This window comes from Mesorhizobium sp. M1C.F.Ca.ET.210.01.1.1, from assembly GCF_004791585.1.
In the GTDB taxonomy this organism is placed as follows: Bacteria; Pseudomonadota; Alphaproteobacteria; order Rhizobiales; family Rhizobiaceae; genus Mesorhizobium.
The window spans coordinates 72,607-97,640 of record NZ_SRUU01000025.1 but is presented as its reverse complement, the minus strand read 5'-3'; the positions used below and the strand labels follow the sequence as shown (position 1 = coordinate 97,640).

The following is a 25,034-nucleotide window of genomic DNA, read 5'->3' as shown; positions in this document are numbered from 1 at the left end:
CGTCGCGTTGCTCGCTCCGCACAGGCTCGCAGCGATCATCATTACGATCAAATCGCCAAGCCGATGCGTGGCGTTGCCAGCGCGCGGATCGGGCACCGCACCGAAATAGCTCTCAAGGCTGGAAATGACAGTCTCTCCTTCGTTCGACTGCCTGCCCAAAGAATCCCTTCTCAGGCCAACTTCAACTCCCAAAAAGCCATATGCGATTCCCCTGCCCGTCGACCGGGGGAGAGGAAAGGAGAAGCGCTCCCCTATATATGCAGCGCGTGCCCCAGCGCCTTCAGCGCCGCTTCCTGGAAACCCTCGCCCTGCGTCGGATGCGCATGGATGGTGCCGGCGATGTCCTCCAGCCGCGCCCCCATTTCCAGCGCCAGGCCGAAGGCCGCGGAGAGTTCCGATACGCCCTGGCCGACCGCCTGGATGCCCAGCACCAGATGATTGTCGGCGCGAGCCACAACCCGCACAAAACCGTCCTCGCCCTGCTTGGTCATGGCGCGGCCGTTGGCGGCGAACGGAAACTGCCCGATCTTGATCTCGCCGGCGAGCGCCTTCGCCTCCTCCGGTGACAGGCCGGCTGTGACCAGCTCGGGATCGGTGAAGCAGATCGCGGGAATAGCGCGCTTGTCCCAGCTTCTCTTGTGGCCGGCGACGATCTCGGCCACCATCTCGCCCTGCGCCATGGCGCGATGCGCCAGCATCGGCTCGCCGGTGACGTCGCCGATGGCATGGATGCCGCGCATCGAGGTCCGGCACTGGTCGTCGATGCGGATGAATCTTCCGGCCATGTCGAGGTCGATCTGCTCCAGCCCCCAGCCTTCGGTCAGCGGCTTGCGCCCGACCGTCACCAGGATCCTGTCGGCGGCGACCTTCGCGTTCTTGCCGTCCGCCGTCTCGACCAGGAGCGCATCACCCTTGGTCGACAGCCCCCCGGCCTTTGCGTCGGTCATCACCTCGACGCCGAGCTCGCCCAGGCGTTTGAGCACGGACCTTGTCAGCTCGGCATCATATTGCGCCAGCACGCGCGGCAGCGCTTCGACCACAGTGACCTTGGCGCCCATCTTGGCGAAGGCCATGCCGAGCTCCAGGCCGATATAGCCGCCGCCGACGACGGCGAGCTTCTTCGGGACTTGGGCGAGCGCCAGCGCCTCCGTCGACGAGATGACCGGTCCGCCGAAGGGCAGGAACGGCAGCTCGACCGGAGCCGAGCCGGTCGCGATGACCACCGTCTCGGCGCGGATAACCTGCGTACCGGTCTCGGTCTCGACCTCGACGGTCTTGCCGTCCCGGAACATTGCCCAGCCGTGCACGGTCTTGACCTTGGCCTTTTTGAGCAGCCCGGCCACGCCGCTGGTGAGCCGGCTAACGATGCCGTCCTTCCACGCGACCGTCCTGATCAGATCGAGCGTCGGCGCACCTACCTTGATACCGAGCAGGTCCTTGCCGCCGGCCATATGCGCGATCTTCCCGAACTCCTCCGCGGCATGGATCAGCGCCTTGGAGGGAATGCAGCCCACGTTGAGGCAAGTGCCGCCGGGTTTCGCAACCTCGACAATCACCGTGTCGATGCCGAGCTGGCCGGCGCGGATGGCGCAGACATAGCCGCCGGGACCGGCGCCGATGACGAGCAGCTTGCAGGAGATTTCTTTCATGGGGTCAGTCCTTTCGGCTGGCGCGCGCCTTCCCTTCTCCCCTTGTGGGAGAAGGTGGATCGGCGCGGTAGCGCCGAGACGGATGAAGGGTGTTCCAGCGGAGTGAGACGATGGCGTTCCCTGGAGCACCCTTCATCCGTCGCCTTCGGCGACACCTTCTCCCACAAGGGGAGAAGGGGGAGCCCACATTCCAGCCTCGTGACGTTCGCAATCAACGCCATCGTCTAATCCACGAAGATCAGCGCCGGCGTCTCCAGCAGCGCCTTGATGCGCTGCACGAACACCGCGGCATCCCAGCCGTCGATGACGCGATGGTCGAAGCTGGACGACAGGTTCATCATCTTGCGCGGAATGAACTGCGTGCCGTCCCACACCGGCCGCACCATCATCTTGTTGACGCCGACGATCGCCACCTCCGGGTAGTTGATGACCGGCGTCGTCGCCACACCGCCCATGGCGCCGAGCGAGGTGATGGTGATGGTCGAGCCGGAAAGCTCCTCGCGGCTCGCCGTGCCGGACTTGGCAGCGTCCGCAAGCCGATTGACCTCGGCAGCACAATCCCAGACATCGCGCGCCTCCGCATGCTTGACCACCGGCACCACGAGCCCCGACGGCGTCTGGGCGGCGATACCGATATGGATGCCTTCATGCTGGTGGATGACGCCGGCCTCGTCGTCGAACAGCGCGTTGAGGTTCGGCTGGTCGGCGATCGCCTTGACCATCGCCCGCATCAGGAAAGGCAGCAGCGTCAGCTTCGGCCTTTCCGCCCCCTTGGCCCCGCGCTTCTCCTTGTTGAGCGTGGCGCGCAGATCCTCCAGCGCCGTGACGTCGATCTCCTCGACATAGGTGATATGAGGGATGCGCGATTTGGCGAGCGACATCTTTTCGGCGATCTTGCGCCGCAGGCCGACGACCTTGATGTCCTCGACGCCGTCCTTCGGCGCAAGGCCGGTGGCGCGGGCGAGCTGCGGACCGCGCGCCAGGAAGGCCTCGATGTCCTCATGGCTGATGCGCCCGGCCGGGCCGCTGCCCGCAACCTGGCGGAGATCGATGCCGGCTTCCCTGGCGCGCAGCCGGACGGCGGGCGAGGCAAGCGGCTTTTCGCCTTCGGCGCGCGGCGCGCCCGGGACGGACGATGGACGTGCCTTCGGCGCGGCGACCTGAGGCGGCACCTTCGCAGGGGGCTCCGCCGGCTTCGGCGATGATTTCGGAGCGCTCGGGGCCGGCTCGGCCTTCACCTCAGGCGGCTTGGCCTCCGCTTTCGGTGAGGCCCCGGCGGTGCTATCCGCCTTCACATTGCCTTCGCCGGCTACCTTTAGCCGCACGATCGGCGAGCCGATCGCCACCGTGTCGCCAATCTCGGCGCCGAGCCAAAGGATCTCGCCGTCGACCGGCGACGGGATCTCGACCGTCGCCTTGTCGGTCATCACGGCGGCAAGCACGGCATCCTCGCGCACCAGGTCGCCGATCTTGACGTGCCATTCGACAAGCTCGGCTTCGGCGACGCCTTCGCCGACATCGGGAAGCTTGATCACATATTCGCCCATCCTCAGGCTTCCCCCTTCTTCAAGCTTCAATCGTCTCGACGAGCGCGCGCCCGACCCGCGCCGGGCCAGGGAAATACTCCCACTCCTGCGCATGCGGATAGGGCGTGTCCCAGCCGGCGACGCGCGCCACCGGTGCTTCCAGATTGTAGAAGCAGTTCTCCTGCACCAGCGAAACCAGCTCGGCGCCGAAGCCGGAAGTGAGCGTCGCCTCATGCACGACGACGCAGCGCCCGGTCTTCTTCACCGAAGCAACGATCGTGTCGAGGTCGAGCGGCAAAAGCGTTCTCAGATCGATGATCTCGGCATCGATGCCGGTCTCCTCGGCCGCGGCCTGCGCGACATAGACCATGGTGCCGTAGGCAAGCACGGTGACCGCCGAGCCCGGCCGGCGGATCGCCGCCTTGCCGAGCGGGATCGTGTAGTGGCCGTCGGCGACCTCGCCGAGCTCGTGCTTCGACCAGGGCGTCACCGGCCGGTCGTGGTGGCCGTCAAAGGGGCCGTTATAGAGCCGCTTCGGCTCGAGGAAGATCACCGGGTCGGGATCCTCGATCGCCGCGATCAAGAGCCCCTTGGCGTCATGCGGATTGGACGGCACCACCGTCTTCAGCCCAGACACATGCGTGAATAGCGCCTCCGGGCTCTGGCTGTGCGTCTGGCCGCCGAAAATGCCGCCGCCGGTCGGCATGCGCACCACGATCGGGCAGGTGAAATCGCCGTTCGAGCGGTAGCGCAGCCGCGCCGCTTCCGAGACGATCTGGTCATAGGCCGGATAGACATAGTCGGCGAACTGCACCTCGACGCAGGGCTTGAGGCCGTAGGCGGCCATGCCGATGGCCGAACCGACGATGCCCGATTCGCTGATCGGCGCATCGAAGCAGCGGCTCTTGCCGTATTTGGCCTGCAGGCCTTGCGTGCAGCGGAAGACGCCGCCGAAGAAGCCGACATCCTCGCCATAGACGATGACGCGCTCGTCGCGCGCCATCGACACGTCCATGGCGTCGCGGATCGCCTCGATCATCGTCCGTCTGGGCATGGTCAGACCCCCGCCTGCTGGCGCTGGCGCCGCAGATGCGGCGGCATCTCGGCATAGACACCCTCGAACATGTCGCGCGTCGACGGCTTGCCGCCGGCATGTAGCGTGCCGTGGCTCTCGGCCTCCTTCTGCGCCGCGATCACTGTCTCGAGGATTTCGGCTTCGGCCTGGGCGTGGCGTTCGTCTGACCAGACACCCTTGTGGATGAGATGGTTCTTCAGCCTGACCACAGGATCGCCGAGCGGCCAGGCATCGGATTCGGCCTTCGGCCGGTAGGCGGACGGATCGTCCGAGCTCGAATGGGCGCCGACGCGATAGGTGACATATTCGACCAGCGTCGGCCCGAGATTCCGCCGGGCCCGTTCGATCGCCCATTTGGCGACGGCATGGACGGCGAGATAGTCGTTGCCGTCGACGCGCAGCGACGGAATGCCGAAGCCAAGGCCGCGCGCGGCGAAGGTGCCGGAGCCGCCGCGGGCGATTCCCTGGAAGGTCGAGATCGCCCACTGGTTATTGACAACGTTGAGCACGACCGGCGCCTTGTAGGTCGAGGCGAAGACCAGCGCCGCATGGAAATCGGACTCCGCCGTCGAGCCGTCGCCGATCCAGGCGGCGGCGATGCGCGAATCCTTCGAGATCGCCGAGGCCATCGCCCAGCCGACCGCCTGGATGTACTGCGTCGCCAGATTGCCGGAGATCGAGAAGAAGCCGTGCTCCTTCGACGAATACATGATCGGCAGTTGCCGGCCTTTCAGCGGATCGGCCTCGTTGGAATAGATCTGGTTCATCATCGTGACCATCGGGTAGCCGTCTGCGATGAGCAGGCCGGCCTGCCGATAGGTCGGGAAGTTCATGTCGCCCTTGGCCAGCGCCTTGCGGAAGGCGCAGCTCACCGCCTCCTCGCCCAGATGCTGCATATAGAACGAGGTCTTGCCCTGGCGCTGCGCCATCTGCATGCGCGCGTCGAAGGTACGCAGCGTCATCATGTGCCGCAGGCCTTCGAGCAGTTCGGCGTCGGAGAGCAGCCCGGCCCACGGCCCGACCGCCTCGCCGTCGCGGTTGAGCACCCGGATGATCGAGAAGGCCATGTCGCGGATGGTGCGCGGGTCGACGTCGATCTCCGGCCGCGGCGCCGATCCGGCCTTGGGGATCGTCACATTGGAGAAATCCGGTGTCCCGCCCGGCCGCACCTCCGGCTCCGGCACATGAAAGCGCAACATTCCAGCATCGGCCATGACCTTCGTCCTCCAATGTTGCCGGTGCAATATTTGCACATCCGCGCCGCCATTTCATCGGGCGAGATTGCGGCCGTCCTCCCGGCCATCGGCTGCTGAAAGCCGACGCGGCACGCAAGCGCAAAATGCAGATATGGCGGCGAAATTTCTTGTCGATCTTTTCCGGCGCCGCGCAATTTGGCGGAAGTTTGCGCAGGGTTTCCCGCCAGATAAGACAATTGGCGGCAGCGAGAGCCTGGCGCGGTCTTCCTTCTCTCCCCTTGCGGGGTGAGCAGCCGGTTCGCGAAGCGAATTCATCGTGCCAGTGGCACGATGAAAGGCCAGCGATCGCCGGGACGCTGCGAAGCAGTGGGGACCCGGCCGGGGGTGGATCGGCGCGCCGATCTCCGGTTCACCCCGCATCACCATCATGCTAACCACGCTTCCATGGCACAGAAGAAGGGATATGAGGTCGATTCGTGGCTGGCGCGGCCGGATCCGGCCATGGCAATCGTGCTGCTTTATGGCCCCGATCGCGGCCTGGTCGCCGAGCGGGCCAAGACCTTCGCGACAAGGACCGGCCTGCCGCTCGACGATCCGTTCTCGGTGGTCAGGCTGGATGGGTCGGAGGTAGATCGCGATGAGGGCCGCCTGCTCGACGAGGCGCGCACCGTGCCGATGTTTTCCGACCGGCGGCTGCTCTGGGTGCGCAATGCCAGCGGCCAGAAGGCGCTGGCCGACGACGTCAAGGCGCTGACGGCCGAGCCGGCGCGGGATGCAGTCATTCTGATTGAAGCGGGCGACCTGAAGAAGGGCACGGGCCTGCGGGCCATCGTCGAGGCCGCAGGCAACGCCATCGCCTTGCCCTGCTATGCCGACGAGGCTCGCGATCTGGATTCGGTGATCGACGACGAACTGCGCAAGGCCGGCATGTCGATGACGCTGGACGCCCGCCAGGCGCTGCGGCGCAATCTCGGCGGCGATCGGCTGGCCTCGCGCGGCGAGATCGAGAAGCTGGTGCTTTATGCTCACGGCAAGAGGGAGATCGACCTCGACGACGTCAATGCCATGTCCGGCGACGTCTCCGGCGCTTCGTTCGACGATGCGGTCGACGCCATGCTCGACGGCAAGGTCGCCGATTTCGACACAGCCTTCACCCGGCACTGCCAATCGGGCGGCCATCCGTTCCTGGTGCTGTCCTCGGCGATGCGGCAGTTGCAGGCGATCCAGGTGATGCGCGGCCAGATGGAGGCCGGCGGCCGCAACGCCGCCTCCGTCGTCGCCGGCGCCCGCCCGCCCGTCTTCTTCTCGCGCCGCAAGCTGGTGGAAAAGGCGCTGGAGCGCTGGAGTGTCGAGGCGCTGGGCCGGGCGCTGAATCGCTTGCAGACGGCGGTGCTGCAGACGCGCAGGCGGCCGGACCTTTCCGAGGCGCTGGCAAGGCAGGCGCTGCTGGGCATCGCGATCGAGAGCGCCAGGCTGGGGCAGCGTTAGGCGATTGCCTGCCCCCCTGAGCGCCTCGTCATCCTCGGGCTTGACCCGAGGATCCATTCCGTCACCTTCCACGTGGAGTGCGGCCGTGCAGAATTCTGTAATAGCTGCATCGATTTAGCGTCACGGCATGGATTCCAGGGTCTGCGCGCGTCGCTTCGCTCCTTGCTCCGCCCAAGAATGACGACCACCGAATGTTGGCCTTCGTGTCCACCTGCTCAGCCGGGCATCTCCCTCGCGAGGAACCTCGAGGTGAGATTGGCCGTCGCAACCACCTTTGCCATTCGCCGCCGCAAACGAAAGGGCCGGCGTAGCGGCCGGCCCTTTCGTTTATCACCAGTATATCAGGCTGACTTAACCTTAAGCCAGAACTTCATTGGCCGGCTAAACCGTGCCGCATCAGCACCTTAACGCTCGTCCTTCAAGCGCCGGCATAGCTCATCCAGCTGATCCAGCGTGCGGTAGCTGACCCGCAGCGTGCCGCCCGTGCCCTTGTGCTCGATCGACACGATCATGCCGATCGTGTCGGTCATCAGCTTTTCCAGCGCCAGCGTGTCGGGATCCTTCTCCGGCGCTCTCGCCGCGGACTTCGCCTTGGCCGGCGTCGGTCCGGCGGGCATCTGCGCCAGCGCCTCAGCCTGGCGCACCGAAAGCCCCTCCTTGACGATGCGCTTGGCAAGGCCGGCCGGGTCCTCGGCGGTGACCAGCGTGCGGGCATGGCCGGCCGACAGATCGCCGTCGACCAGCATGTCGCGGATGACATTAGGCAGCTTCAAAAGACGCAGCGTATTGGCGACATGGCTGCGGCTCTTGCCGATCACCTGGCCGAGATCGGCCTGCGTGTAGCCATGCTCGTCGATCAGCTGCTGGTAGCCTTGCGCCTCCTCGACTGGGTTGAGGTCGGCGCGCTGCACGTTCTCGATGATCGCCAGTTCCAGCGCCGTGCGGTCGTTGACGTCGCGAACGATGAGCGGGATTTCCGTCAGCCCGGCGCGCTGCGCCGCCCGCCAGCGCCGCTCGCCGGCGATGATCTCGTAGCGGCCGGACTGCGAAGGGGAGGGCCGCGCCACCACCGGCTGCACGACGCCATGTTCGCGGATCGACTGGGCAAGATCGGTGAGCTCGGCATCGCCGAAATGCCGGCGCGGGTTCTTCGGGTTCGGGCTGACGAACTCGATCGGAACCTTGCCGTCCGCCGCCACCGCGCTTGGCTTTTCCGGCGCCGCAGGCCGGTCGATCTCGCCGATCAGCGCCGCGAGGCCGCGGCCCAGTCTTTTTCTTGATTGGTCTTCGCTCATTATTCTGTCCAGATCGTTTCGGAATCGAATCGGCTATTCGTTAATGGGATTCGGCCTGCCCGCGCGGCTCAGGCCGCGCGCAGCTTGCGCTCGCGGCGGATCACCTCCGAGGCGAGCTGCAGATAGGCCTGACTGCCGGAGCATTTCAGATCATAAAGGATCGCCGGCTTGCCGTAGGACGGCGCTTCGGAGACGCGAACGTTGCGCGGGATGATGGTCTCGTAGACCTTGTCGCCCATATGCGCCCGCACGTCCTGCACCACCTGGTTGGCGAGGTTGTTGCGGCCGTCGAACATGGTGAGCACGATGCCCTGGATGGTGAGATCCGGGTTGATCGTGCCGCGCACCTGCTCGACCGTCTCGAGCAATTGGCTGAGACCTTCCAGCGCGAAGAACTCGCATTGCAGCGGCACGAGAACCGAATCGGCCGCCGCCATTGAATTCAAGGTCAAAAGGTTGAGCGAGGGCGGACAGTCGATCAGCACATAGCCCAACGGCGCCGAACGCTCGGTCGCCGCGCGCAGCGCGTTGCGCAGCCTGAGCACGCGGTCGGGCGCCGAGGCGATCTCCATCTCGATGCCGAGCAGGTCGAGCGTCGAAGGCACGATCGACAAGCCCGGCACCGCGGTCGGCACCGCGGCCGCCTCCAGCTCGAGCTCGCCGGTCAGCACATCATAGGACGAGACGGTGCGATCCTTTCGGTCGATACCGAGGCCGGTGCTGGCATTGCCCTGCGGATCGAGATCGACGATCAGCACGCGCTCGCCGATCGCGGCCAGCGCCGTGGCCAGGTTGATGGCCGTGGTGGTCTTGCCGACGCCGCCTTTCTGGTTGGCGACGGTGATGATACGCGGTCCAGTTTTCATGGGTTTATGCCAGTAATTCATTGCGGGTCGCCGGGCGCAGATCGGTGATTTCGAGGATGACGCCGTGAGGGTCGGTCATGCTTGGATGTTCTACCAGATCGAAGCCCCAGCGGTGAGCGCTTTCTTCCACTTCGGTCCGGTAATCCCGGCCTTTGTGAAAGAGCGCGCGCGCGCCTTTGCTCAGCCAGGGCGCCGACAGGTCAAGGAGGCCCGGCAGCGCCGCCAGGGCTCGCGCCGTCACGATTTCCGGCGCAGAAACAAGGGGATAGCTGTCGCCGATGCGTTTGGCCAGGACGCGCGCCGGCAGGTTGAACTGGCCGATGACGGATTGCAGAAACGAGGCCTTCTTGCGGTTGCTCTCGACCAGATCGATCGAGGCGCCTGGACGCTCGGCAAGCAGGAAGCCCAGCACCAGTCCGGGAAAACCGCCGCCCGAGCCGAGATCGACCCAGCGCGTCGCGGCGGGCGCGATTCGGGCAAGCTGGGCGCTGTCCAGGATGTGGCGCCGCCAGACGTCGTCCAGCGTCGACGGCGCCGCCAGGTTGATGCTGCGATTCCATTTCAGAAAGAGCTGTTCGAAGGCTTGCAGGCGTTCGAATGTTTCACGTGAAACCGGACCTGCCGCCTTCTGCAGGTCCGCCCAGGCATGGGCACCCAAGTCATCGGCGCTCACGCCACGTCCCTTCGCGCGGCGAGCTCGCAATTGCGGACATGCGCGACGATTATGGCGAGCGCAGCCGGCGTCATGCCTTCCATGCGCTGAGCATCGGCGATCGAGCGCGGCATGCGTGACTTCATCTTCTGCTTGAGCTCGTTGGAGAGGCCTGGCACGTCGGAGAAGTCGATGGCCTCCGGAATGAGCCGCGACTCTTCATGCCTGATCTGCGCGACATCGGCCTGCTGCCGTTCGAGGTAGACGGAGTATTTCGCCTCCGTCTCAAGCCGCTCCGCCGTCTTCGCATCAAGCGCGGCAAAGCGCGGTTCGACACCTGTCAGCCAGGCCATGTCGACGCCCGGATGCGCCAGCAGTTCGTAGGCCGACCGCCGCACGCCGTCCTTGTTGATTTCCAAACCATGCCGCGCCGCCTCATTCGGCGTGAAGGTGACCGACTTTGCCAAGGCGCGGGCATGGTCGAGCCTCTGCGCGATCTCGCCAAAGCGCTGCATTCGTTCTGCCGACGCAATCGCGAGCCGGCCGGCAAGCGGCGTCAGCCGCTCGTCGGCATTGTCGGCGCGCAGTGATAGCCGGAACTCTGCCCGCGAGGTGAACATGCGATAGGGCTCGGCGATGCCGCGGCTGGTGAGGTCGTCGACCATCACGCCGATATAGGCTTCGGTACGGCTAAGCACGACCGGCTCGCTCCCTGATGCCTTGCGCGCCGCGTTGATGCCGGCAAGCAGGCCCTGCGCGCCGGCCTCTTCATAGCCGGTGGTGCCGTTGATCTGTCCGGCCAGGAACAGCCCCGCGACGCGCTTCGCCTCCAGCGTCGGCGACAATTCCCGCGGGTCGACATGGTCGTATTCGATCGCGTAACCCGGCTGCAGCATCGTCGCTTTCTCCAGTCCGGGGATCGTCTTCAGGATATCGAGCTGGACATCCTCCGGCAGCGACGTCGAGATGCCGTTCGGATAGACGGTGTGGTCGTCGAGGCCCTCCGGCTCGAGGAAGATCTGGTGGCCTTCGCGATCCCCGAACTTGACGATCTTGTCTTCGATCGAAGGACAATAGCGCGGTCCCACACCTTCGATCGAGCCGGAGTACATCGCCGAGCGCGTCAGATTGAGGCGAATCAACTCATGTGTCGTCGTCGAGGTGCGGGTGATGCCGCAATGGATCTGCGGGTTCGTGATTCGGTCGGTCATCAGCGAGAACGGCACCGGATCCTGGTCCGCCGCCTGGCTTTCCAGCGAGGCCCAATCGATGGTGCGACCGTCGAGGCGAGGGGGCGTCCCGGTTTTCAGACGTCCGAGGTTAAAGCCCGCTCGCGCCATCGTGGCCGAGAGCCCGTGGCTTGCCTGCTCGTTCATGCGGCCGGCGACGATCTTCTTCTCACCAATATGAATCAACCCACGCAGGAACGTGCCGGTGGTCAGCACGACGGCGCCGCAAGCGAGGCGCTGGTCGCGCGAAACCAGCACGGCCGCAACCCCCCCGTCCTCGATCTCCAGATCCAGAACCTCGCCCTCGACCACATCGAGACTAGCCTGCTCACGAATCGCTGCCTGCATCGCGAGGCGATAGAGCTTGCGGTCCGCCTGCGTGCGCGGGCCGCGCACGGCCGGGCCCTTGCGGCGATTGAGCAGGCGGAACTGGATGCCGGCGGTGTCGGCGATGCGGCCCATCAGCCCGTCCATGGCGTCGATCTCGCGCACGAGATGGCCCTTGCCCAGACCGCCGATAGCCGGGTTGCACGACATGACCCCGATCGTGTCGAAGCGCAGCGTTACCAGCGCGGTCCTGGCGCCGGCGCGCGCGGCGGCACTGGCCGCCTCACATCCGGCGTGACCACCGCCTACCACCACCACATCATAGTGATCGGTCATTTCAAGAATCCGGTTTCAGAGATTGACCGACACATGTCCCCGCAGCCCCGCGCTGTCAAGGACGAAGCCCGGACTCGTTTCACGTGAAACATATGTCCGACAGCTCCTGCCAGTGTTTCACGTGAGTCATCCGCATGCCCGAATCGCGAATCGGTGTTTCACGTGAATCACTTGCCGATGCAGAACTGCGAGAAAATGACGTCGAGCAAATCCTCGACATCAACCGCGCCAACGATCCGGCCTAGCCGGTCAGCCGCCAGGCGCAATTCCTCCGCGCGCAGCTCCTGGTTCAATCCCATCACGGCCGCCGAGAGGAAATCCTGAGCTTCGGCCAGCAATTCGACATGCCTCAACCTGGACGGCAGGACATCTCCGGTGTCTCCGATTGCAGACGCGGCGCGCCGCCCGATCTCGTCCAGCAAATCCGAAAGGCCGGTCCCAGTCGTCGAAGAAATCACCAGATCATACGCATGCAAGGGAGCCGCGCCGAGATCGACCTTCGTGCCGATCTTGAGCAATGGAACATCGGCAGGCGCCGCGCCCACCGCCATCGGGTTGGCAATGTCTTCCAGCAACAAGACAAGGTTCGCTTCACGAGCCCTGGCGCGCGCTCTTTCAATGCCGATCGCTTCAACCTTGCCGGCCGTGTCGCGCAGTCCAGCCGTATCGACCACGCGCACCATCATCCCATTGAGATCAAGCATCACTTCGAGCAGATCGCGGGTTGTCCCCGGTTCGTCGGTGACAATCGCCGCCTCGCGTCGGGCCAGCGCGTTGAACAGGCTGGACTTGCCGGCATTCGGCGCCCCAAGAATGACCACCTCGAATCCATCGCGAATGATCTCGGCGGTCTTGAACCCGCGGATGTGATCCCCGATCTCATCGATCATCCTTGCCACGTCAGACCAGACCGCTTCCGAAACGGAGCCCGGCACATCTTCTTCGTCCGCGAAATCGATCTCCGCCTCGATCATCGCTCGTGCATGGATCAGCCGACGGCGCCAGGTCGAATAAAGCTCGCTTTGCGCCCCTTCGGCGTTGCGCACGGCAAAGCGCCGCTGCGCCTCCGTCTCGGCATTGACGAGATCGGCCAGAGCCTCCGTCTCGACAAGGTCGAGCCTGCCATTGAGGAAAGCGCGCCGGGTGAATTCGCCGGGCTCGGCGTGCCTCACCCCTTCAAAACCGGTGATCGTCTCCAGCATCTTTGCGGCCACCGCGCGGCTGCCATGGACTTGGAACTCGGCAACGTCCTCACCAGTAAAACTGCCGGGCCCAGGAAAGAACAAGACAAGCCCATGATCGATAACCGAAGCGTCGGCCGCCTTAATCCTCCGCAACATGGTTACTCGGTCCTTAATGGGGCCGGCGATTGTTTCGACCACGAATCGAGTCTGCGGACCGGAAATGCGGATCACGGCGATGCCCGCGGGCAGGCGGCCGCTCGAAAGCGCTACGATTGAATCCTTCGCGGTCATCTGGGAAACCATTTGCCGGACCTGCTGAAGCGCCCTAGCCTTTGCCTTGTAAACCAACCATGCCGAGCTGCCGACCGTGACCCTGCCCGCGCGAAACCTGCTTGCCGAAGAGGCAAGCCCCTATCTGCAGCAGCACAGCGACAATCCCGTGCACTGGCGGGCGTGGTCGCCGGCGGCCCTTGCCGAAGCGAAGGAGATCGGACGGCCGATCCTGCTCTCCATCGGCTACGCCGCCTGCCATTGGTGCCACGTCATGGCGCATGAAAGCTTTGAGAACGACGCTGTTGCCGCCGTCATGAACCGGCTCTTCGTCAATATCAAGGTCGATCGCGAGGAGCGGCCGGACATCGACCAGATCTATATGGCGGCGCTCCATGCCATGGGCGAGCAGGGCGGCTGGCCGCTGACCATGTTTCTCACGCCCGACGGCAAGCCTTTCTGGGGCGGCACTTATTTTCCGCGCGACGCGCGCTATGGCCGGCCGGGGTTCATCCAGGTGCTGGAAGCGGTCGACAAAGCCTGGCGGGAGAAGCAGCAAAGCCTTGCCGAAAGCGCCGATGGACTGACCGCTCATGTCGAGCAGCGGCTTGCCGGCGCAAACGGCAAGGCGGCACTCGACCATGACACGCTTGCCGATCTCGGCGGCCGCATCGACGGCATGATCGACCGCGATCTCGGAGGCCTCCGCGGCGCCCCGAAATTCCCCAACGCGCCCTTCATGCATAGCCTGTGGCTGTCCTGGCTGCGCGACGGCCGGGCCGCGCACCGCGATGCGGTGCTGCTCAGCCTGGAAAAGATGCTCGCCGGCGGCATTTACGATCATGTCGGCGGCGGCCTCAGCCGCTATTCGACCGACGCCGAATGGCTGGTGCCGCATTTCGAGAAGATGCTTTATGACAACGCCCAGCTCATCCGCCTGTGCAACTGGTCCTTTGCCGAGACAGGCAATGACTTGTTCCGGATACGAATCGAAGAGACCGTCACCTGGCTGCTGCGCGAGATGCGGGTCGAAGGCGGCGCCTTCGCCGCCAGCCTCGACGCCGACAGCGACGGCGAGGAGGGGCTTTTCTACACCTGGAGCCGCGAGGAGATCGAATCCGCGCTGGGGGATGATTCGAGCCTGTTCCTTCAATATTTCGAATTGGCCGCTCCGCATGGCTGGGAAGGCAAGCCGATCATCCGCCAGAGCGAGGCGCAGCAACGCCAGGGCATTGCCGATCGCGATCAAATCGCCCTGCTGAAAGCAAAGCTGCTGACCACCCGGGAAAAGCGCGTCAGGCCGGGCCGCGACGGCAAGGCCCTCACCGACTGGAACGGCCTGATGATCGCCGCCATCGCGGAAGCCGGTCGTTCCTTCGGACGGCCCGACTGGATCGAAGCTGCCGCGAAGGCCTTTACCCATATCGTCGCCGCCGGCAAGGATGGCCGGCTGCCGCATTCCATGCTTGGCGATAAGAAGCTGTTTCCGGCGCTGTCGAGCGACTATGCCGCGATGACCAATGCGGCCGTCGCGCTATTCGAAGCGACGGGTGATCCGGCCTATTCGGATCACGCCAAACGGTTCATCGGCGAGCTCGACCGCTGGCATCAGGACGACGAGAAGACCGGCTATTATCTTACGGCAACCGACAGCGGCGATGTCCTGATCCGCATCCGCGGCGACGTCGACGAGGCAATCCCTTCAGCCACCAGCCAGATCGTCGAAGCGCTGGTGCGGTTCTCCTCGCTGACTGGCGATTCCGACCTCTGGGACAGAGCCCTGACGACAGCCGAGAATGCCATGGGCCGCGCCGCGCAGCAGGCCTATGGCCAGGCCGGCATCGTCAACGCCTGTGCGCTGGCGCTCGAACCGTTGAAGCTCGTTATTATAGAGAGACCAGAGTCTCCAAGCCTTGTTCCGGTGGCGAATCGAAATCCTGACCCGCGCCGGGTCGACATTGTCGTGCCTGTCGGCATGGAAGCGAATCGACCGCTTCTGCCGGGGGGCGTGCTGCCGTCGACAGACAAGCCAGGCGCCTGGTTCTGCACCGGGCAGGTGTGCCTGCCGGTGGTGACGGACGCGACAGAGTTGGAGAAATTGTTGCGGCGAGGGTAGAATCAGAACCGGCGCAGACAGAGGCCTCTATCCTTCGTCATCCTCGGGCTTGACCCGAGGATCCATGCCATGACGTTTGCCAAGGGATACAGCGGAGCAGAATTTCTGCGCCGCTGCAAAGCTTGAAAGTAGCGGCATGGATTCTAGGGTCTGCGCCGCGTCGCTTCGCTCCTTGCTTCGTCACCCGATCACGTATTCATCGAATCGAAGAAGTCGCCGTTGGTCTTGGTCTGCTTGAGCTTATCGATAAGGAACTCGATCGCGTCGGTCGTTCCCATCGGCGCCAGGATGCGGCGCAGCACGAAGATCTTCTGCAGATCCGAGCGCGGCACTAGCAGGTCTTCCTTGCGGGTACCGGACTTGAGGATGTCGATCGCCGGATAGATGCGCTTGTCGGCCACCTTGCGATCGAGCTGGATCTCGCAGTTGCCGGTGCCCTTGAACTCTTCGAAGATGACCTCGTCCATGCGGCTGCCGGTATCGATCAGCGCCGTGGCGATGATGGTGAGCGAGCCGCCTTCTTCGATGTTGCGGGCGGCGCCGAAGAAGCGCTTCGGCCGCTGCAGCGCGTTGGCGTCGACACCGCCGGTCAGCACCTTGCCGGATGACGGCACCACGGTGTTGTAGGCGCGGCCGAGGCGGGTGATCGAATCGAGCAGGATGACGACGTCGCGTCCGTGCTCGACCAGGCGCTTGGCCTTCTCGATCACCATCTCGGCGACCTGCACGTGGCGCGCCGCCGGCTCGTCGAAGGTCGAGGAGATCACTTCGCCCTTAACCGAGCGCTGCATGTCGGTGACTTCCTCCGGACGCTCGTCGATCAGAAGCACGATCAGATAGCATTCCGGGTGGTTGGCGGTGATCGAATGCGCGATGTTCTGCAAAAGCACCGTCTTACCAGTACGCGGCTGCGCGTTGATCAACGCGCGCTGGCCCTTGCCGATCGGCGCGACCAGGTCGATCACGCGCGGCGAGATGTCCTTGGTGGTCGGATTGTCGACCTCCATCTTCAGCCGCGAAGTCGGATAGAGCGGCGTCAGATTGTCGAAGTGGATCTTGTGCCGGATCTTCTCCGGATCGTCGAAATTTATGGTGTTAACCTTGAGCAGCGCGAAATAGCGCTCGCCTTCCTTCGGGCTGCGGATCGGCCCTTCGACCGTATCGCCGGTCTTGAGCGAAAAACGCCTGATTTGCGACGGCGAAATATAGATGTCATCGGGACCGGGCAGGTAATTGGCGTTGGCCGAACGCAGGAAGCCAAAACCGTCCTGCAGCACCTCGACCACGCCTTCGCCGATGATCTCGACGTCCTGGATGGCGAGCTTCTTCAGGATCGCGAACATCAGCTCCTGCTTGCGCATGACGCTGGCGTTCTCCACCTCGAGCGATTCGGCATAAGCGATCAGCTCCGGCGGCTTCTTGTTCTTGAACTCTGCGAGTTTCATTTCTTGCATTAGATGGACTCTGGGTAGGCTTTGGGGAGAAAAATCGGCTGGATGCGACAAATGCCGGGCGCGGCCGAAAGCGAGAAAGGGGGCGGCGCATGACGGGAAGGAAGACCCGTCTTTTATCGTCGGTCGCCTGAAAGAGCAAGCCGCCTTTTGCTGGGCCTTCTGGCTGAATCCGCGAAAGCCTCAGAACGGCTTCACGATGACCAGGATGACGATGACGATCATCAGCAATGTGGGGATTTCGTTGACGATCCGCCAGTGCCTGGCCGGCTTTTCGTTCTTGTCCTCGGCAAATTTCCGCACCGCGCCGGCCAGATAGCCGTGCAGGCCTGACAGCATCAGCACCGCCGCGATCTTGGCGTGCAGCCAGCCGCCCTGGAAGCCGAAACCTTTCCAGGCCAGCCAGAGCCCGAACACCCAGGTCACGGTCATCGCCGGATTGATGATGGCCCTCAGCAGCCGGCGTTCCATCACCTTGAAGGTCTCGGACTGCACGGAGCCCTTCTCGGCATCGACGTGATAGACGAAGAGCCGCGGCAGATAGAGCATGCCGGCCATCCAGGAGATGACCGCAATCACGTGGATTGCCTTTGCCCACGGATAGAAGCTGTCGGGCGCCATGAAATAGAGAAGCGCGGTCAACACGACGAGAACGACGATCCCGATCACCATGCGCTTCATCGCCTGGCCGGTGCTGTTCTCAACGCTCGTGTCGGTCATCTTCTGCTCCTCACCATTTTCACCATGGCCTCGACATGCGCCACCGGCGTTTCCGGCGTGATGCCATGGCCAAGATTGAAGACCAGCGGGCCATCGCCCAGCGTGCGAAGGATGGCATCGACGCCGTCGGCGAGCGCCTTGCCGCCGGCGACCAGCCGCAGCGGGTCGAGATTGCCCTGCACCGCGCCTTCGCCCTGCAGTTCCTTCGCCATCGACAGCGGCACCGTCCAATCGAGGCCAAGACCGGTGATCCCCGCCTTCCTCCGGTAGTCGCGATAGCGCTCGCCGGCGCCTTTCGGGAACCCGATCACCGGAACGTCGGGGTGAACCGCCTTCACCTGCCGCACGATCTCCGCCACCGGCTCGACGCAGAACGCATCGAAGGACGCCTCGTCGAGAACACCCGACCAGGAATCGAAGATCTGCACCACGTCGGCACCGGCCTCGATCTGGCGGATGAGATAGGCGGCCGAACAGTCGGCCAGTATCTTCAGAAGCCGCGCGAAGGCCTCCGGCTCGCGATAGGCGAAGAGCCGCGCCGGCCCCTGATCCGGCGTGCCGTGGCCGGCAATCATATAGGTCGCCACCGTCCACGGCGCGCCGCAGAAACCGATCAGAGTCGTTTCCTCCGGCAGTTTCGCGCGCAGCCGGCGAACCGTCTCGTAGACCGGCTCAAGATTCACGTGAAACGTTTCGCTGTTCAGCGCCGGGATCTCGGCCGCCGCGATCGGCTTCAGGATCGGTCCCTGGCCTTCTTCGAAGCGGACCTCGCGGCCCAGCGCGTTGGGCACGACGAGGATGTCGGAGAACAGGATCGAGGCATCGAAACCAAAACGCTCGATCGGCTGCAGCGTCACCTCGACGGCAAGGTCGGGATCGTAGCAGAGATCGAGGAATGACCCGGCCCGCTTCCGCGTCTCGCGATACTCCGGAAGATAGCGGCCGGCCTGACGCATCATCCAGAGCGGCGGCGGTGAAACCGTCTCGCCCTTGAGAACGTCCAGCATGATCCGTTTTCCAGGCATTCAGCGCTCGCCCTCTCTCTACAGCGCCGCCCGTCCCAGGACACGCAAAGGACGCTGCAGCACTTTCATCTGGCGCATGTTCCTTTCCGAACCTCTGGTTCGGGGTCATGCGCGGTCTCTTAAATCAAATATCCATTTTAAAAGAGTCTTCTGATTCTAAGAGTCTGTTGGTTGTGGTGGTTGCGACCTGTCCCGCCTGCGGTCGCAAAAGGCCAGTCAGCATATTGTCGCGCAGCTTCATTCGCAAATTGGAGGGATCTGGGGACAAACCGGATTCAGGCTTTCAAGTCAAAGGCTTGGCCTGTTGGTGCCAGGCTTGGCGCTGTGGACCAAACCGGCCAAGAAAAGTTGATCCCCGGTTTTGTCCCCAGCGCCGCGACACAGCCTACAGCGGGGCGAATTGTGGACAAGCTGCCATCTGATACAGTCGCTCTCACCGGATCGGCTTTTCCATCCAGCCTTGTCCACATCTGCCCACAGCCTGGAACCGCGCTTGTGAACAAACCCCAGAGCTTCTTCCATCTGCATCTGATTTCCGACGCCACCGGCGAGACGCTGCTCGCGGCCGGCCGCGCCGCGTCCGCGCAATACAAGGATGCGCGCGCCATCGAGCATATCTATCCGCTGATCCGCACCGAAAAGCAGGTCGCCAAGGTGTTCGAGGACATCGAGGAGGAGCCGGGCATCATTCTCTATACCGTCGTCGACCAGAAGCTGGCGCGCAGCATCGACGAGCGTTGCGCCGCCATGGGCCTGCCTTGCGTTTCGGTGCTGGAGCCGGTGCTCGCCGTCTTTCAGTCCTATCTCGGCACGCCGGCCGGCCGCCGCGTCGGCGCCCAGCATGTGCTGGACGCCGAATATTTCCGCCGCATCGATGCGCTGAACTTCACCATGGAGCATGATGACGGCCAGCTGCCCGCCAACATGGACGATGCCGATATCGTGCTGATCGGCATCTCGCGCACCTCGAAGACGCCGACCAGCATCTATCTGGCCAATCGCGGCATCAAGACCGCCAACATCCCGATCGTGCTCGGCGTGCCGCTGCCGGAAAGCCTGATCGCCGCCAAGACGCCGCTGATCGTCGGCCTTGTCGCCACCGCCGAGCGCATCTCGCACGTCCGCCAGAATCGCATCCTCGGCAACACCAGCGCTTTTGTGCCGACCGACTATATCGACCGCGCCGCGATCAACGAGGAGCTCGCTTATGCGCGGCAGCTCTGCACGCGGCATGGCTGGCCGATGATCGACGTCAGCCGGCGCTCGATCGAGGAAACGGCGGCGGCTATCGTTGCCCTGCGGGGCAAGACGCGCTAGGGCGTCGATATTCAGGTGATGCCGGCCTGCAAATGACGGCTTCCTGCGCTTCCGGCGCTCGCGTACTCAAGTACGCTCCGCACCGGTTCTCGGAAGCCATCATTTTCGGCTCGGCCTGATCTGAATCTCACCACCCTAGTCGGTTCAACAGACCGGGCGCGAAAAGACCATGGCCGAGAAAATCATCCTCGCTTCGGGCAGCCCGTTCCGCAAGGCGATGCTCGTCAATGCCGGGCTCGACATTGAAGCGGTGCCGGCGGACGTCGACGAGCGCGCGCTCGAGGCGCCCTTGCAGGACAGCGGCGTATCTCCCGAGGATGTCGCCTCGATCCTCGCCGAAGCCAAGGCGACCGAGGTCAGCGAGCGCAGGCCGGGCGCGCTGGTGCTCGGCTGCGACCAGACGCTGTCGCTCGGCGACGAGATCTTCCACAAGCCGGCCGACATGGAAGGCGCCCGCCGTCATCTGCTCGCGCTGTCCGGCAAGACCCATCAACTGAACAGCGCCGCCGTGCTCTGCCGCGATGGCAAAGTGCTGTGGCGCCATGTCGGCGTCGCCAGCCTCACCATGCGCAAGCTCGATCCCGCCTTCGTCGGCCGGCATCTGGCGCTGGTCGGCGCCAAGGCGCTGGGAAGCGTCGGCGCCTACCAGATCGAGGGCGAGGGCATCCAGCTCTTCGAGAAGGTCGAGGGCGACCATTTCACCATCGTCGGTCTGCCGCTGCTGGCACTGCTGAAGGAGCTTCGTGCGCTGGGGGCCATCGATGGCTGAGCAAAAGGCCTTCGTCACTGGCCACCCGATCGCGCATTCGCGTTCGCCGAAAATCCACGGCCACTGGCTGTCGAAATACGGCATCGACGGCAGCTATGAAGCGATCGACGTCAGGCCTGAGGATTTCGCCGCGTTCCTGAAATCACTTCGCGAGGACGGCTACCGCGGCGGCAATGTCACCATTCCGCACAAGGAGGCCGCTTTCGCGGGAGTGGCCCGCCGCGACCATGCGGCCGATGAGATCGGCGCCGTCAACACGCTGTGGTTCGAGGATGGCGTTCTCTGGGGCGGCAATACGGACGGCTACGGCTTCGCCGCCAACCTCGACGAGCATGCGCCGGGCTGGGCGAAGAATGGCCCGGCCGTGGTGCTGGGGGCAGGCGGCGCTTCCCGCGCGGTCATCCATGCGCTGAAGGAGCGTGGCATCAAGGACATCCGCATCGTCAACCGGACGCTCGCAAGAGCCGAGGAGCTCGGCCGCCACTTTGGCGCCGGCGTCTCGGCGCATGGCGCCGGCGCCGGCGGCGAGCTGCTTGCCGATGCCGGCCTGCTCGTCAATACCACCGCACTTGGCATGCATGGCAACGAGACCCTCGCCGCCGATCCCGCAGGACTGCCCGGCCATGCCATCGTCACCGACATCGTCTATGTGCCTCTGGAGACACCGCTTCTGGCGGCCGCCAGGGCGCGTGGCCTGAAGACCGTCGATGGGCTGGGCATGCTGCTGCACCAGGCCGTGCCCGGCTTCGAGCGCTGGTTCGGCAGGCGGCCGGAGGTAACGCCGCAATTGCGGCGCATCATCGTCGCCGACATCGAAGCCCATTGAGATGACAGGCAAGGATATGATCGTGCTCGGCCTCACCGGATCGATCGGCATGGGCAAGTCGACCACGGCGAAGATGTTCGCCGAGGCCGGCGTGCCGGTGCATGATTCCGACGAGACCGTGCATCGCCTCTATTCCGGCAAGGCAGCGCCTCTGGTCGAAGCGGCCTTTCCCGGCACGACGCGATCGGGCGTGGTCGATCGCGCCAGGCTGGCCGAAAAAGTGCTGGGCGATCCCGCCGCGCTGAAGAAGCTGGAGGCGATCATCCATCCGCTGGTGCGCGCCGACGCCGACACGTTTCTCGGCCGCCACCGCGCCGCCGGCGCGCCGATCGCCGTGCTCGACATCCCGCTGCTGTTCGAGACCGGCGGCCGCGGCCGCGTCGACAAGGTCGTGGTCGTCACCGCGCCGGCCGACATCCAGCGCGCCCGTGTGCAGGCGCGGCCCGGCATGAACGAGGCGAAATTCGAGGCGATCCTCGCTAAGCAGGTGCCGGACGCCGAAAAGCGCCGCCAGGCGGATTTCATCGTCGACACCGGCGAGGGTTTTGAAGCAGCGCGCGCGGCGGTCGACGCGATCATTGCCGAGCTCTCGGGGGAAAAGTCCGGCAAAGCCGGATCCTGACATTACAGCGCCGCGCGTCCCTTGGACGCGCAAAGGACGCTGTAACACTTTGATTTTGCGCATGATCCTTTTCCGAAAATCGGTTCCGATTTTCGGAGGTCATGCGTCAAGCCGTCAGCAGTCCCCATTGCCATTTTGTTCTGGTGTATGATTCTGCTCGCTTGGAGTGGACTGATTCGAATGCGTGAGATCATCTTCGATACGGAAACCACCGGCCTCGATTTGCGCGACGACCGCATCATCGAGCTCGGCGGCGTCGAGCTGGTCAACCGCTTCCCGACCGGCCGCACCTTCCACAAATTCATCAATCCGCAAGGCCGCGCCATCCATGCCGAGGCGCAGGCCGTGCACGGCATCAGCGCCGCCGACCTGGTCGGCAAGCCGACCTTCACGGAAGTCGTGGAGGAGTGGCTGGCCTTCACCGACGGCGCCAAGCTGATCGCCCACAACGCCACGTTCGACATCGGCTTCCTCAACCTCGAATTCAGCCGGCTCGGGCATCCGGCCATCGATGCCGGCCGCGTCGTCGACACGTTGGCGCTGGCGCGCCGCAAGCATCCAATGGGGCCGAATTCGCTGGATGCGCTCTGCCGGCGTTACGGCATCGACAACACCCGCCGCACCAAGCACGGCGCGCTTCTGGACTCCGAATTGCTGGCCGAGGTCTATATCGAGCTCATCGGCGGCAAGCAGGCGGCGCTGGTCCTGGAGTCTGTCGCAGTGCAGATGAACGGCGCCGGCGAAGTCGCCGATATCGACATCAGCGTTGGCGCAAGGCCGATCGCCTTGCCGCCGCGCCTCACCGAGGCCGACCGCGCGGCGCATGCCGGCCTGGTCGGCACGCTTGGCGAGAAGGCGCTGTGGCTGAAGATGGCGGCTGGTTGAGCGGCCGCTTCTTCGCGCCGACGTTGGAGATTGGCCAAAACCCCGTGACGTCGTCATCCTCGGGCTTGACCCGAGGATCCATGCCGTGACCTCAACCGTAGAATGCCGCTGTAAAAGTAAGGGCATGGATCAGGAAGATAGCCACGGCCAATCGCGAAAGTTGGCAACAGCTCCAACAAAAAGCCCGGCGCGAAGCCGGGCTCTTGATACGGTGTGGCGCAGGCTCGCCTCAGCTCACCTGGACCTTCGCCGCCGCCTGGTCCTCGGCGATGCGCTGCTGGAACATCTGCGCGAAATCGATCGGGTCGAGCATCAGCGGCGGGAAACCGCCGTTGCGGGTGGCGTCCGCGATGATCTGACGGGCGAAGGGGAACAGAAGCCGCGGGCATTCGATGAACAGGATCGGCAGCATGTGCTCCTGCGGGAAGCCGCTGATGGCGAAGACGCCGCCATAGACCAATTCGACATTGAACAGCACTTCCTGGTCGAAGGAGGCCTTGGCGTTCAAGGTCAGGTTGACGTCGAACTGCTTGTCCGAAAGCGGATTGGCGTTGACGTTGACGTTGATGGCGATGCCCGGAGCCTTGTCGCGGCCGCGCAGCGAGTTCGGCGCGCCGGGGCTTTCGAAGGACAGGTCCTTCACATACTGGGCAAGCACGTTGAGCGAGGGCTGTGCCTGGTTGCCGTTGCCGTTGGCGGCGCCTGCCGCGGCATCATCATTGCTGGCCATGAGCCTTAGTCCTTTTGCCTGGGCAGCATTGCTGACCGGATTGAAATCGGGGGTTCGCTACCATGCTCGGCAGGACAAGACAAGTTTTGCGGCTTCATGCATGTCGCCCAAAAGTGCGTAGCGCTTTTGAGCCAACGCGGGCCGCATCGTGACTACGCTAGCTTCTGATGGCCTCGTCAATGACCGCTATCGCGTCGACCTCTATGAGGTAGCCTGGGGACATTATCGCTACCCCGACGATGACATTTGCTGGCTTGTGATCTCCAAACAGCGAAGTCTGCGCTTCTTCGATGATCGGAACGTGTTCATCGCGCTTATAGTCGACAATGTAGATTGTGATCTTGCAAACCTGCTCGGGCCGCGCTCCTGCCGCACTGAGCGCCCGGCCGAGATTGCCGAACGCCAGGCGCGCTTGCGCGGCAAAATCACCATGCCCAACCAGCTTGCCGTCTATGTCTTCGGGCTGCTGACCTGAGACGAACACCAGCTTGGATCCCGTCGCGACGACAACCTGCGAGTACATCTCTGGAACGGGCAGATCCTTTGGGTTGATGAGCTCGAGCGACATTGAATACCTCCTGCTTCGTTCGACTGAAATCGACATTGGTGATCACCAGCGTCGCTGGCGCGATGGCAAAACGGGCCGCGCCTGTCCGCGAACGCCAAAAGAGTCGCTGTGAAACGGTACTAGAGCATGATCCCGAAAAGTGGGAACCGGTTTTCGGAGAAGGTCATGCTCCGACAAAGAGTTGGATCAGGATGGCATTCAACGAAACGTCATCCTGGTCTAGTCGTCCTTGAGCCGGCGCCAGGGCGAGTTGTGGTCCGGCCCGCGCTCGTAGTCGTCGCGCGAGTAGTCGCTGTCGTCGAGGTCGATGACCTTGTCGCGCCGGCGCGCCGAAAAACCGCTGCTGAAGCTCGTCGCCATCACGATGCGGCTCTTGAGCAGGCGCCAGGCGAGATCGCGCACCGGCGGCAGCAGGAGCAGAATGGCGATGATGTCGGTGATGAAGCCTGGAATGATGAGCAGGATCGCCGCCAGCACGATCATCGCGCCATGCGCGAGCTGACGGCTGGGGTCGCGCCCGGCATCCATTTCCGCCCGCACCCGCGCCATCACCTCGAAACCTTGGTGCCGAAGCAGCAGGCTGCCGGCAATGGTGGACAGGATCACGAGCCCGACCGTCGCCAAGGCGCCCACTTCGCGGCCGACGATGACGAAGCCGGCGATCTCCAGAAGCGGCAGCAGGAGCACGAACAGCGGGAACAGAGACATTCTCAAAGTCTAGACCGATCGCTTTCTTCTTTTGCAGGCCTCATCGGCAATCGCCGCTGGCACTGGGGCCTTTAGATAGGTATGGCTGCCTTTGATTTGAATGATTGCCCCCGCCGTTCTATATGCTTTGGGTGTTGAATGCCATGCGACCGCCGCCTTGTTGGGGGCTCCGGCGGTCCGGCCAGGACAGGGATCGAATTGGCG

Annotated in this window: 22 protein-coding genes; 7 read left to right on the top strand and 15 right to left on the bottom strand. The window is 64.1% G+C overall.

The genetic code is table 11. The features are described from left to right. Positions 1-251: 251 nt before the first annotated feature. The 4 genes from lpdA to EN853_RS24380 all read right to left on the bottom strand — a co-directional run bounded on the left by lpdA (position 252) and on the right by EN853_RS24380 (position 5,464). On the bottom strand, positions 252-1,649 hold the full coding sequence (gene lpdA / locus EN853_RS24395; protein ID WP_127859647.1) for a dihydrolipoyl dehydrogenase: 1,398 nt from the start codon (positions 1,647-1,649) through the stop codon (positions 252-254). Positions 1,650-1,873: 224 nt separating this feature from the next. Further along, a complete protein-coding gene (locus EN853_RS24390) occupies positions 1,874-3,196 on the bottom strand; it encodes a dihydrolipoamide acetyltransferase family protein (RefSeq protein ID WP_127859646.1) in 1,323 nt (440 codons plus the stop codon). A gap of 19 nt (positions 3,197-3,215) precedes the next feature. Then, positions 3,216-4,229: an alpha-ketoacid dehydrogenase subunit beta gene (locus EN853_RS24385; RefSeq protein ID WP_127859645.1), complete on the bottom strand. Its 1,014-nt coding sequence runs from the start codon at positions 4,227-4,229 to the stop codon at positions 3,216-3,218. 2 nt (positions 4,230-4,231) lie between these two features. Further along, on the bottom strand, positions 4,232-5,464 hold the full coding sequence (locus tag EN853_RS24380; RefSeq protein WP_127859644.1) for a 3-methyl-2-oxobutanoate dehydrogenase (2-methylpropanoyl-transferring) subunit alpha: 1,233 nt from the start codon (positions 5,462-5,464) through the stop codon (positions 4,232-4,234). Positions 5,465-5,890: 426 nt separating this feature from the next. On the opposite strand from EN853_RS24380, the gene holA reads away from it, so the two are divergent. Further along, positions 5,891-6,934 (top strand): DNA polymerase III subunit delta, encoded by a 1,044-nt coding sequence (gene holA, locus EN853_RS24375; protein WP_127859643.1) that lies wholly within the window; start codon positions 5,891-5,893, stop codon positions 6,932-6,934. Positions 6,935-7,338: 404 nt separating this feature from the next. Here holA and EN853_RS24370 read toward each other — a convergent pair whose 3' ends face one another. The 5 genes from EN853_RS24370 to mnmE form a co-directional block, all read right to left on the bottom strand. Beyond that, complete coding sequence (locus EN853_RS24370) at positions 7,339-8,229, bottom strand: ParB/RepB/Spo0J family partition protein (protein ID WP_127859642.1); 891 nt, start codon at positions 8,227-8,229, stop codon at positions 7,339-7,341. A 68-nt stretch (positions 8,230-8,297) separates the two neighbouring features. Next, on the bottom strand, positions 8,298-9,095 hold the full coding sequence (locus EN853_RS24365) for a ParA family protein (RefSeq protein ID WP_127859641.1): 798 nt from the start codon (positions 9,093-9,095) through the stop codon (positions 8,298-8,300). Between the two features lie 4 nt (positions 9,096-9,099). Then, the gene (gene rsmG / locus EN853_RS24360; protein ID WP_127859784.1) at positions 9,100-9,753 is read right to left on the bottom strand and encodes a 16S rRNA (guanine(527)-N(7))-methyltransferase RsmG; all 654 of its coding nucleotides are present in this window, start codon (positions 9,751-9,753) and stop codon (positions 9,100-9,102) included. An 11-nt stretch (positions 9,754-9,764) separates the two neighbouring features. Next, positions 9,765-11,639: a tRNA uridine-5-carboxymethylaminomethyl(34) synthesis enzyme MnmG gene (gene mnmG / locus EN853_RS24355; protein WP_127859640.1), complete on the bottom strand. Its 1,875-nt coding sequence runs from the start codon at positions 11,637-11,639 to the stop codon at positions 9,765-9,767. A 167-nt stretch (positions 11,640-11,806) separates the two neighbouring features. After that, positions 11,807-13,114 (bottom strand): tRNA uridine-5-carboxymethylaminomethyl(34) synthesis GTPase MnmE, encoded by a 1,308-nt coding sequence (gene mnmE / locus EN853_RS24350; protein ID WP_127859639.1) that lies wholly within the window; start codon positions 13,112-13,114, stop codon positions 11,807-11,809. A 76-nt stretch (positions 13,115-13,190) separates the two neighbouring features. Between mnmE and EN853_RS24345 the strand changes: the two genes are divergently transcribed. Next, on the top strand, positions 13,191-15,209 hold the full coding sequence (locus tag EN853_RS24345) for a thioredoxin domain-containing protein (protein WP_127859638.1): 2,019 nt from the start codon (positions 13,191-13,193) through the stop codon (positions 15,207-15,209). Positions 15,210-15,397: 188 nt separating this feature from the next. Here EN853_RS24345 and rho read toward each other — a convergent pair whose 3' ends face one another. The 3 genes from rho to hemE form a co-directional block, all read right to left on the bottom strand. Then, a complete protein-coding gene (gene rho, locus EN853_RS24340; protein ID WP_127859637.1) occupies positions 15,398-16,663 on the bottom strand; it encodes a transcription termination factor Rho in 1,266 nt (421 codons plus the stop codon). Positions 16,664-16,843: 180 nt separating this feature from the next. Continuing rightward, positions 16,844-17,380: a protoporphyrinogen oxidase HemJ gene (gene hemJ, locus EN853_RS24335; protein WP_127859636.1), complete on the bottom strand. Its 537-nt coding sequence runs from the start codon at positions 17,378-17,380 to the stop codon at positions 16,844-16,846. Beyond that, on the bottom strand, positions 17,377-18,405 hold the full coding sequence (gene hemE / locus EN853_RS24330; protein ID WP_127859635.1) for a uroporphyrinogen decarboxylase: 1,029 nt from the start codon (positions 18,403-18,405) through the stop codon (positions 17,377-17,379). The genes hemJ and hemE overlap by 4 nt, the downstream gene beginning before the upstream one ends. Before the next feature lie 495 nt (positions 18,406-18,900). On the opposite strand from hemE, the gene EN853_RS24325 reads away from it, so the two are divergent. The 5 genes from EN853_RS24325 to dnaQ all read left to right on the top strand — a co-directional run bounded on the left by EN853_RS24325 (position 18,901) and on the right by dnaQ (position 22,824). Further along, positions 18,901-19,722 carry a pyruvate, water dikinase regulatory protein gene (locus EN853_RS24325; protein WP_127859634.1) on the top strand — a complete coding sequence of 274 codons (822 nt, stop codon included), beginning with the start codon at positions 18,901-18,903 and terminating at the stop codon, positions 19,720-19,722. Between the two features lie 169 nt (positions 19,723-19,891). Beyond that, positions 19,892-20,491: a Maf-like protein gene (locus tag EN853_RS24320; RefSeq protein WP_127859633.1), complete on the top strand. Its 600-nt coding sequence runs from the start codon at positions 19,892-19,894 to the stop codon at positions 20,489-20,491. Next, a complete protein-coding gene (locus EN853_RS24315) occupies positions 20,484-21,317 on the top strand; it encodes a shikimate dehydrogenase (RefSeq protein WP_127859632.1) in 834 nt (277 codons plus the stop codon). The genes EN853_RS24320 and EN853_RS24315 overlap by 8 nt, the downstream gene beginning before the upstream one ends. Positions 21,318-21,333: 16 nt before the next feature. Continuing rightward, positions 21,334-21,939, top strand: a complete 606-nt coding sequence (coaE, locus tag EN853_RS24310; protein ID WP_127859783.1) for a dephospho-CoA kinase — start codon at positions 21,334-21,336, stop codon at positions 21,937-21,939. 180 nt (positions 21,940-22,119) lie between these two features. Next, positions 22,120-22,824 (top strand): DNA polymerase III subunit epsilon, encoded by a 705-nt coding sequence (gene dnaQ / locus EN853_RS24305; protein WP_127859631.1) that lies wholly within the window; start codon positions 22,120-22,122, stop codon positions 22,822-22,824. Positions 22,825-23,053: 229 nt separating this feature from the next. On the opposite strand, the gene secB is transcribed toward dnaQ, so the two are convergent. The 3 genes from secB to EN853_RS24290 form a co-directional block, all read right to left on the bottom strand. Beyond that, a complete protein-coding gene (secB, locus tag EN853_RS24300; RefSeq protein ID WP_126086743.1) occupies positions 23,054-23,554 on the bottom strand; it encodes a protein-export chaperone SecB in 501 nt (166 codons plus the stop codon). Between the two features lie 157 nt (positions 23,555-23,711). Continuing rightward, on the bottom strand, positions 23,712-24,122 hold the full coding sequence (locus EN853_RS24295; protein ID WP_127859630.1) for a RidA family protein: 411 nt from the start codon (positions 24,120-24,122) through the stop codon (positions 23,712-23,714). Positions 24,123-24,341: 219 nt separating this feature from the next. Further along, positions 24,342-24,836: an FxsA family protein gene (locus EN853_RS24290; protein ID WP_127859629.1), complete on the bottom strand. Its 495-nt coding sequence runs from the start codon at positions 24,834-24,836 to the stop codon at positions 24,342-24,344. Between the last annotated feature and the right edge of the window lie 198 nt (positions 24,837-25,034).

Coding starts and splice junctions, on each gene's coding strand:
- lpdA (WP_127859647.1), bottom strand. CDS start 1,649: ATGAAAGAAATCTCCTGCAAGCTGCTCGTCATCGGCGCCGGTCCCGGC.
- EN853_RS24390 (WP_127859646.1), bottom strand. CDS start 3,196: ATGGGCGAATATGTGATCAAGCTTCCCGATGTCGGCGAAGGCGTCGCC.
- EN853_RS24385 (WP_127859645.1), bottom strand. CDS start 4,229: ATGCCCAGACGGACGATGATCGAGGCGATCCGCGACGCCATGGACGTG.
- EN853_RS24380 (WP_127859644.1), bottom strand. CDS start 5,464: ATGGCCGATGCTGGAATGTTGCGCTTTCATGTGCCGGAGCCGGAGGTG.
- holA (WP_127859643.1), top strand. CDS start 5,891: ATGGCACAGAAGAAGGGATATGAGGTCGATTCGTGGCTGGCGCGGCCG.
- EN853_RS24370 (WP_127859642.1), bottom strand. CDS start 8,229: ATGAGCGAAGACCAATCAAGAAAAAGACTGGGCCGCGGCCTCGCGGCG.
- EN853_RS24365 (WP_127859641.1), bottom strand. CDS start 9,095: ATGAAAACTGGACCGCGTATCATCACCGTCGCCAACCAGAAAGGCGGC.
- mnmG (WP_127859640.1), bottom strand. CDS start 11,639: ATGACCGATCACTATGATGTGGTGGTGGTAGGCGGTGGTCACGCCGGA.
- mnmE (WP_127859639.1), bottom strand. CDS start 13,114: ATGACCGCGAAGGATTCAATCGTAGCGCTTTCGAGCGGCCGCCTGCCC.
- rho (WP_127859637.1), bottom strand. CDS start 16,663: ATGCAAGAAATGAAACTCGCAGAGTTCAAGAACAAGAAGCCGCCGGAG.
- hemJ (WP_127859636.1), bottom strand. CDS start 17,380: ATGACCGACACGAGCGTTGAGAACAGCACCGGCCAGGCGATGAAGCGC.
- hemE (WP_127859635.1), bottom strand. CDS start 18,405: ATGCCTGGAAAACGGATCATGCTGGACGTTCTCAAGGGCGAGACGGTT.
- EN853_RS24320 (WP_127859633.1), top strand. CDS start 19,892: ATGGCCGAGAAAATCATCCTCGCTTCGGGCAGCCCGTTCCGCAAGGCG.
- EN853_RS24315 (WP_127859632.1), top strand. CDS start 20,484: ATGGCTGAGCAAAAGGCCTTCGTCACTGGCCACCCGATCGCGCATTCG.
- coaE (WP_127859783.1), top strand. CDS start 21,334: ATGATCGTGCTCGGCCTCACCGGATCGATCGGCATGGGCAAGTCGACC.
- dnaQ (WP_127859631.1), top strand. CDS start 22,120: ATGCGTGAGATCATCTTCGATACGGAAACCACCGGCCTCGATTTGCGC.
- secB (WP_126086743.1), bottom strand. CDS start 23,554: ATGGCCAGCAATGATGATGCCGCGGCAGGCGCCGCCAACGGCAACGGC.
- EN853_RS24295 (WP_127859630.1), bottom strand. CDS start 24,122: ATGTCGCTCGAGCTCATCAACCCAAAGGATCTGCCCGTTCCAGAGATG.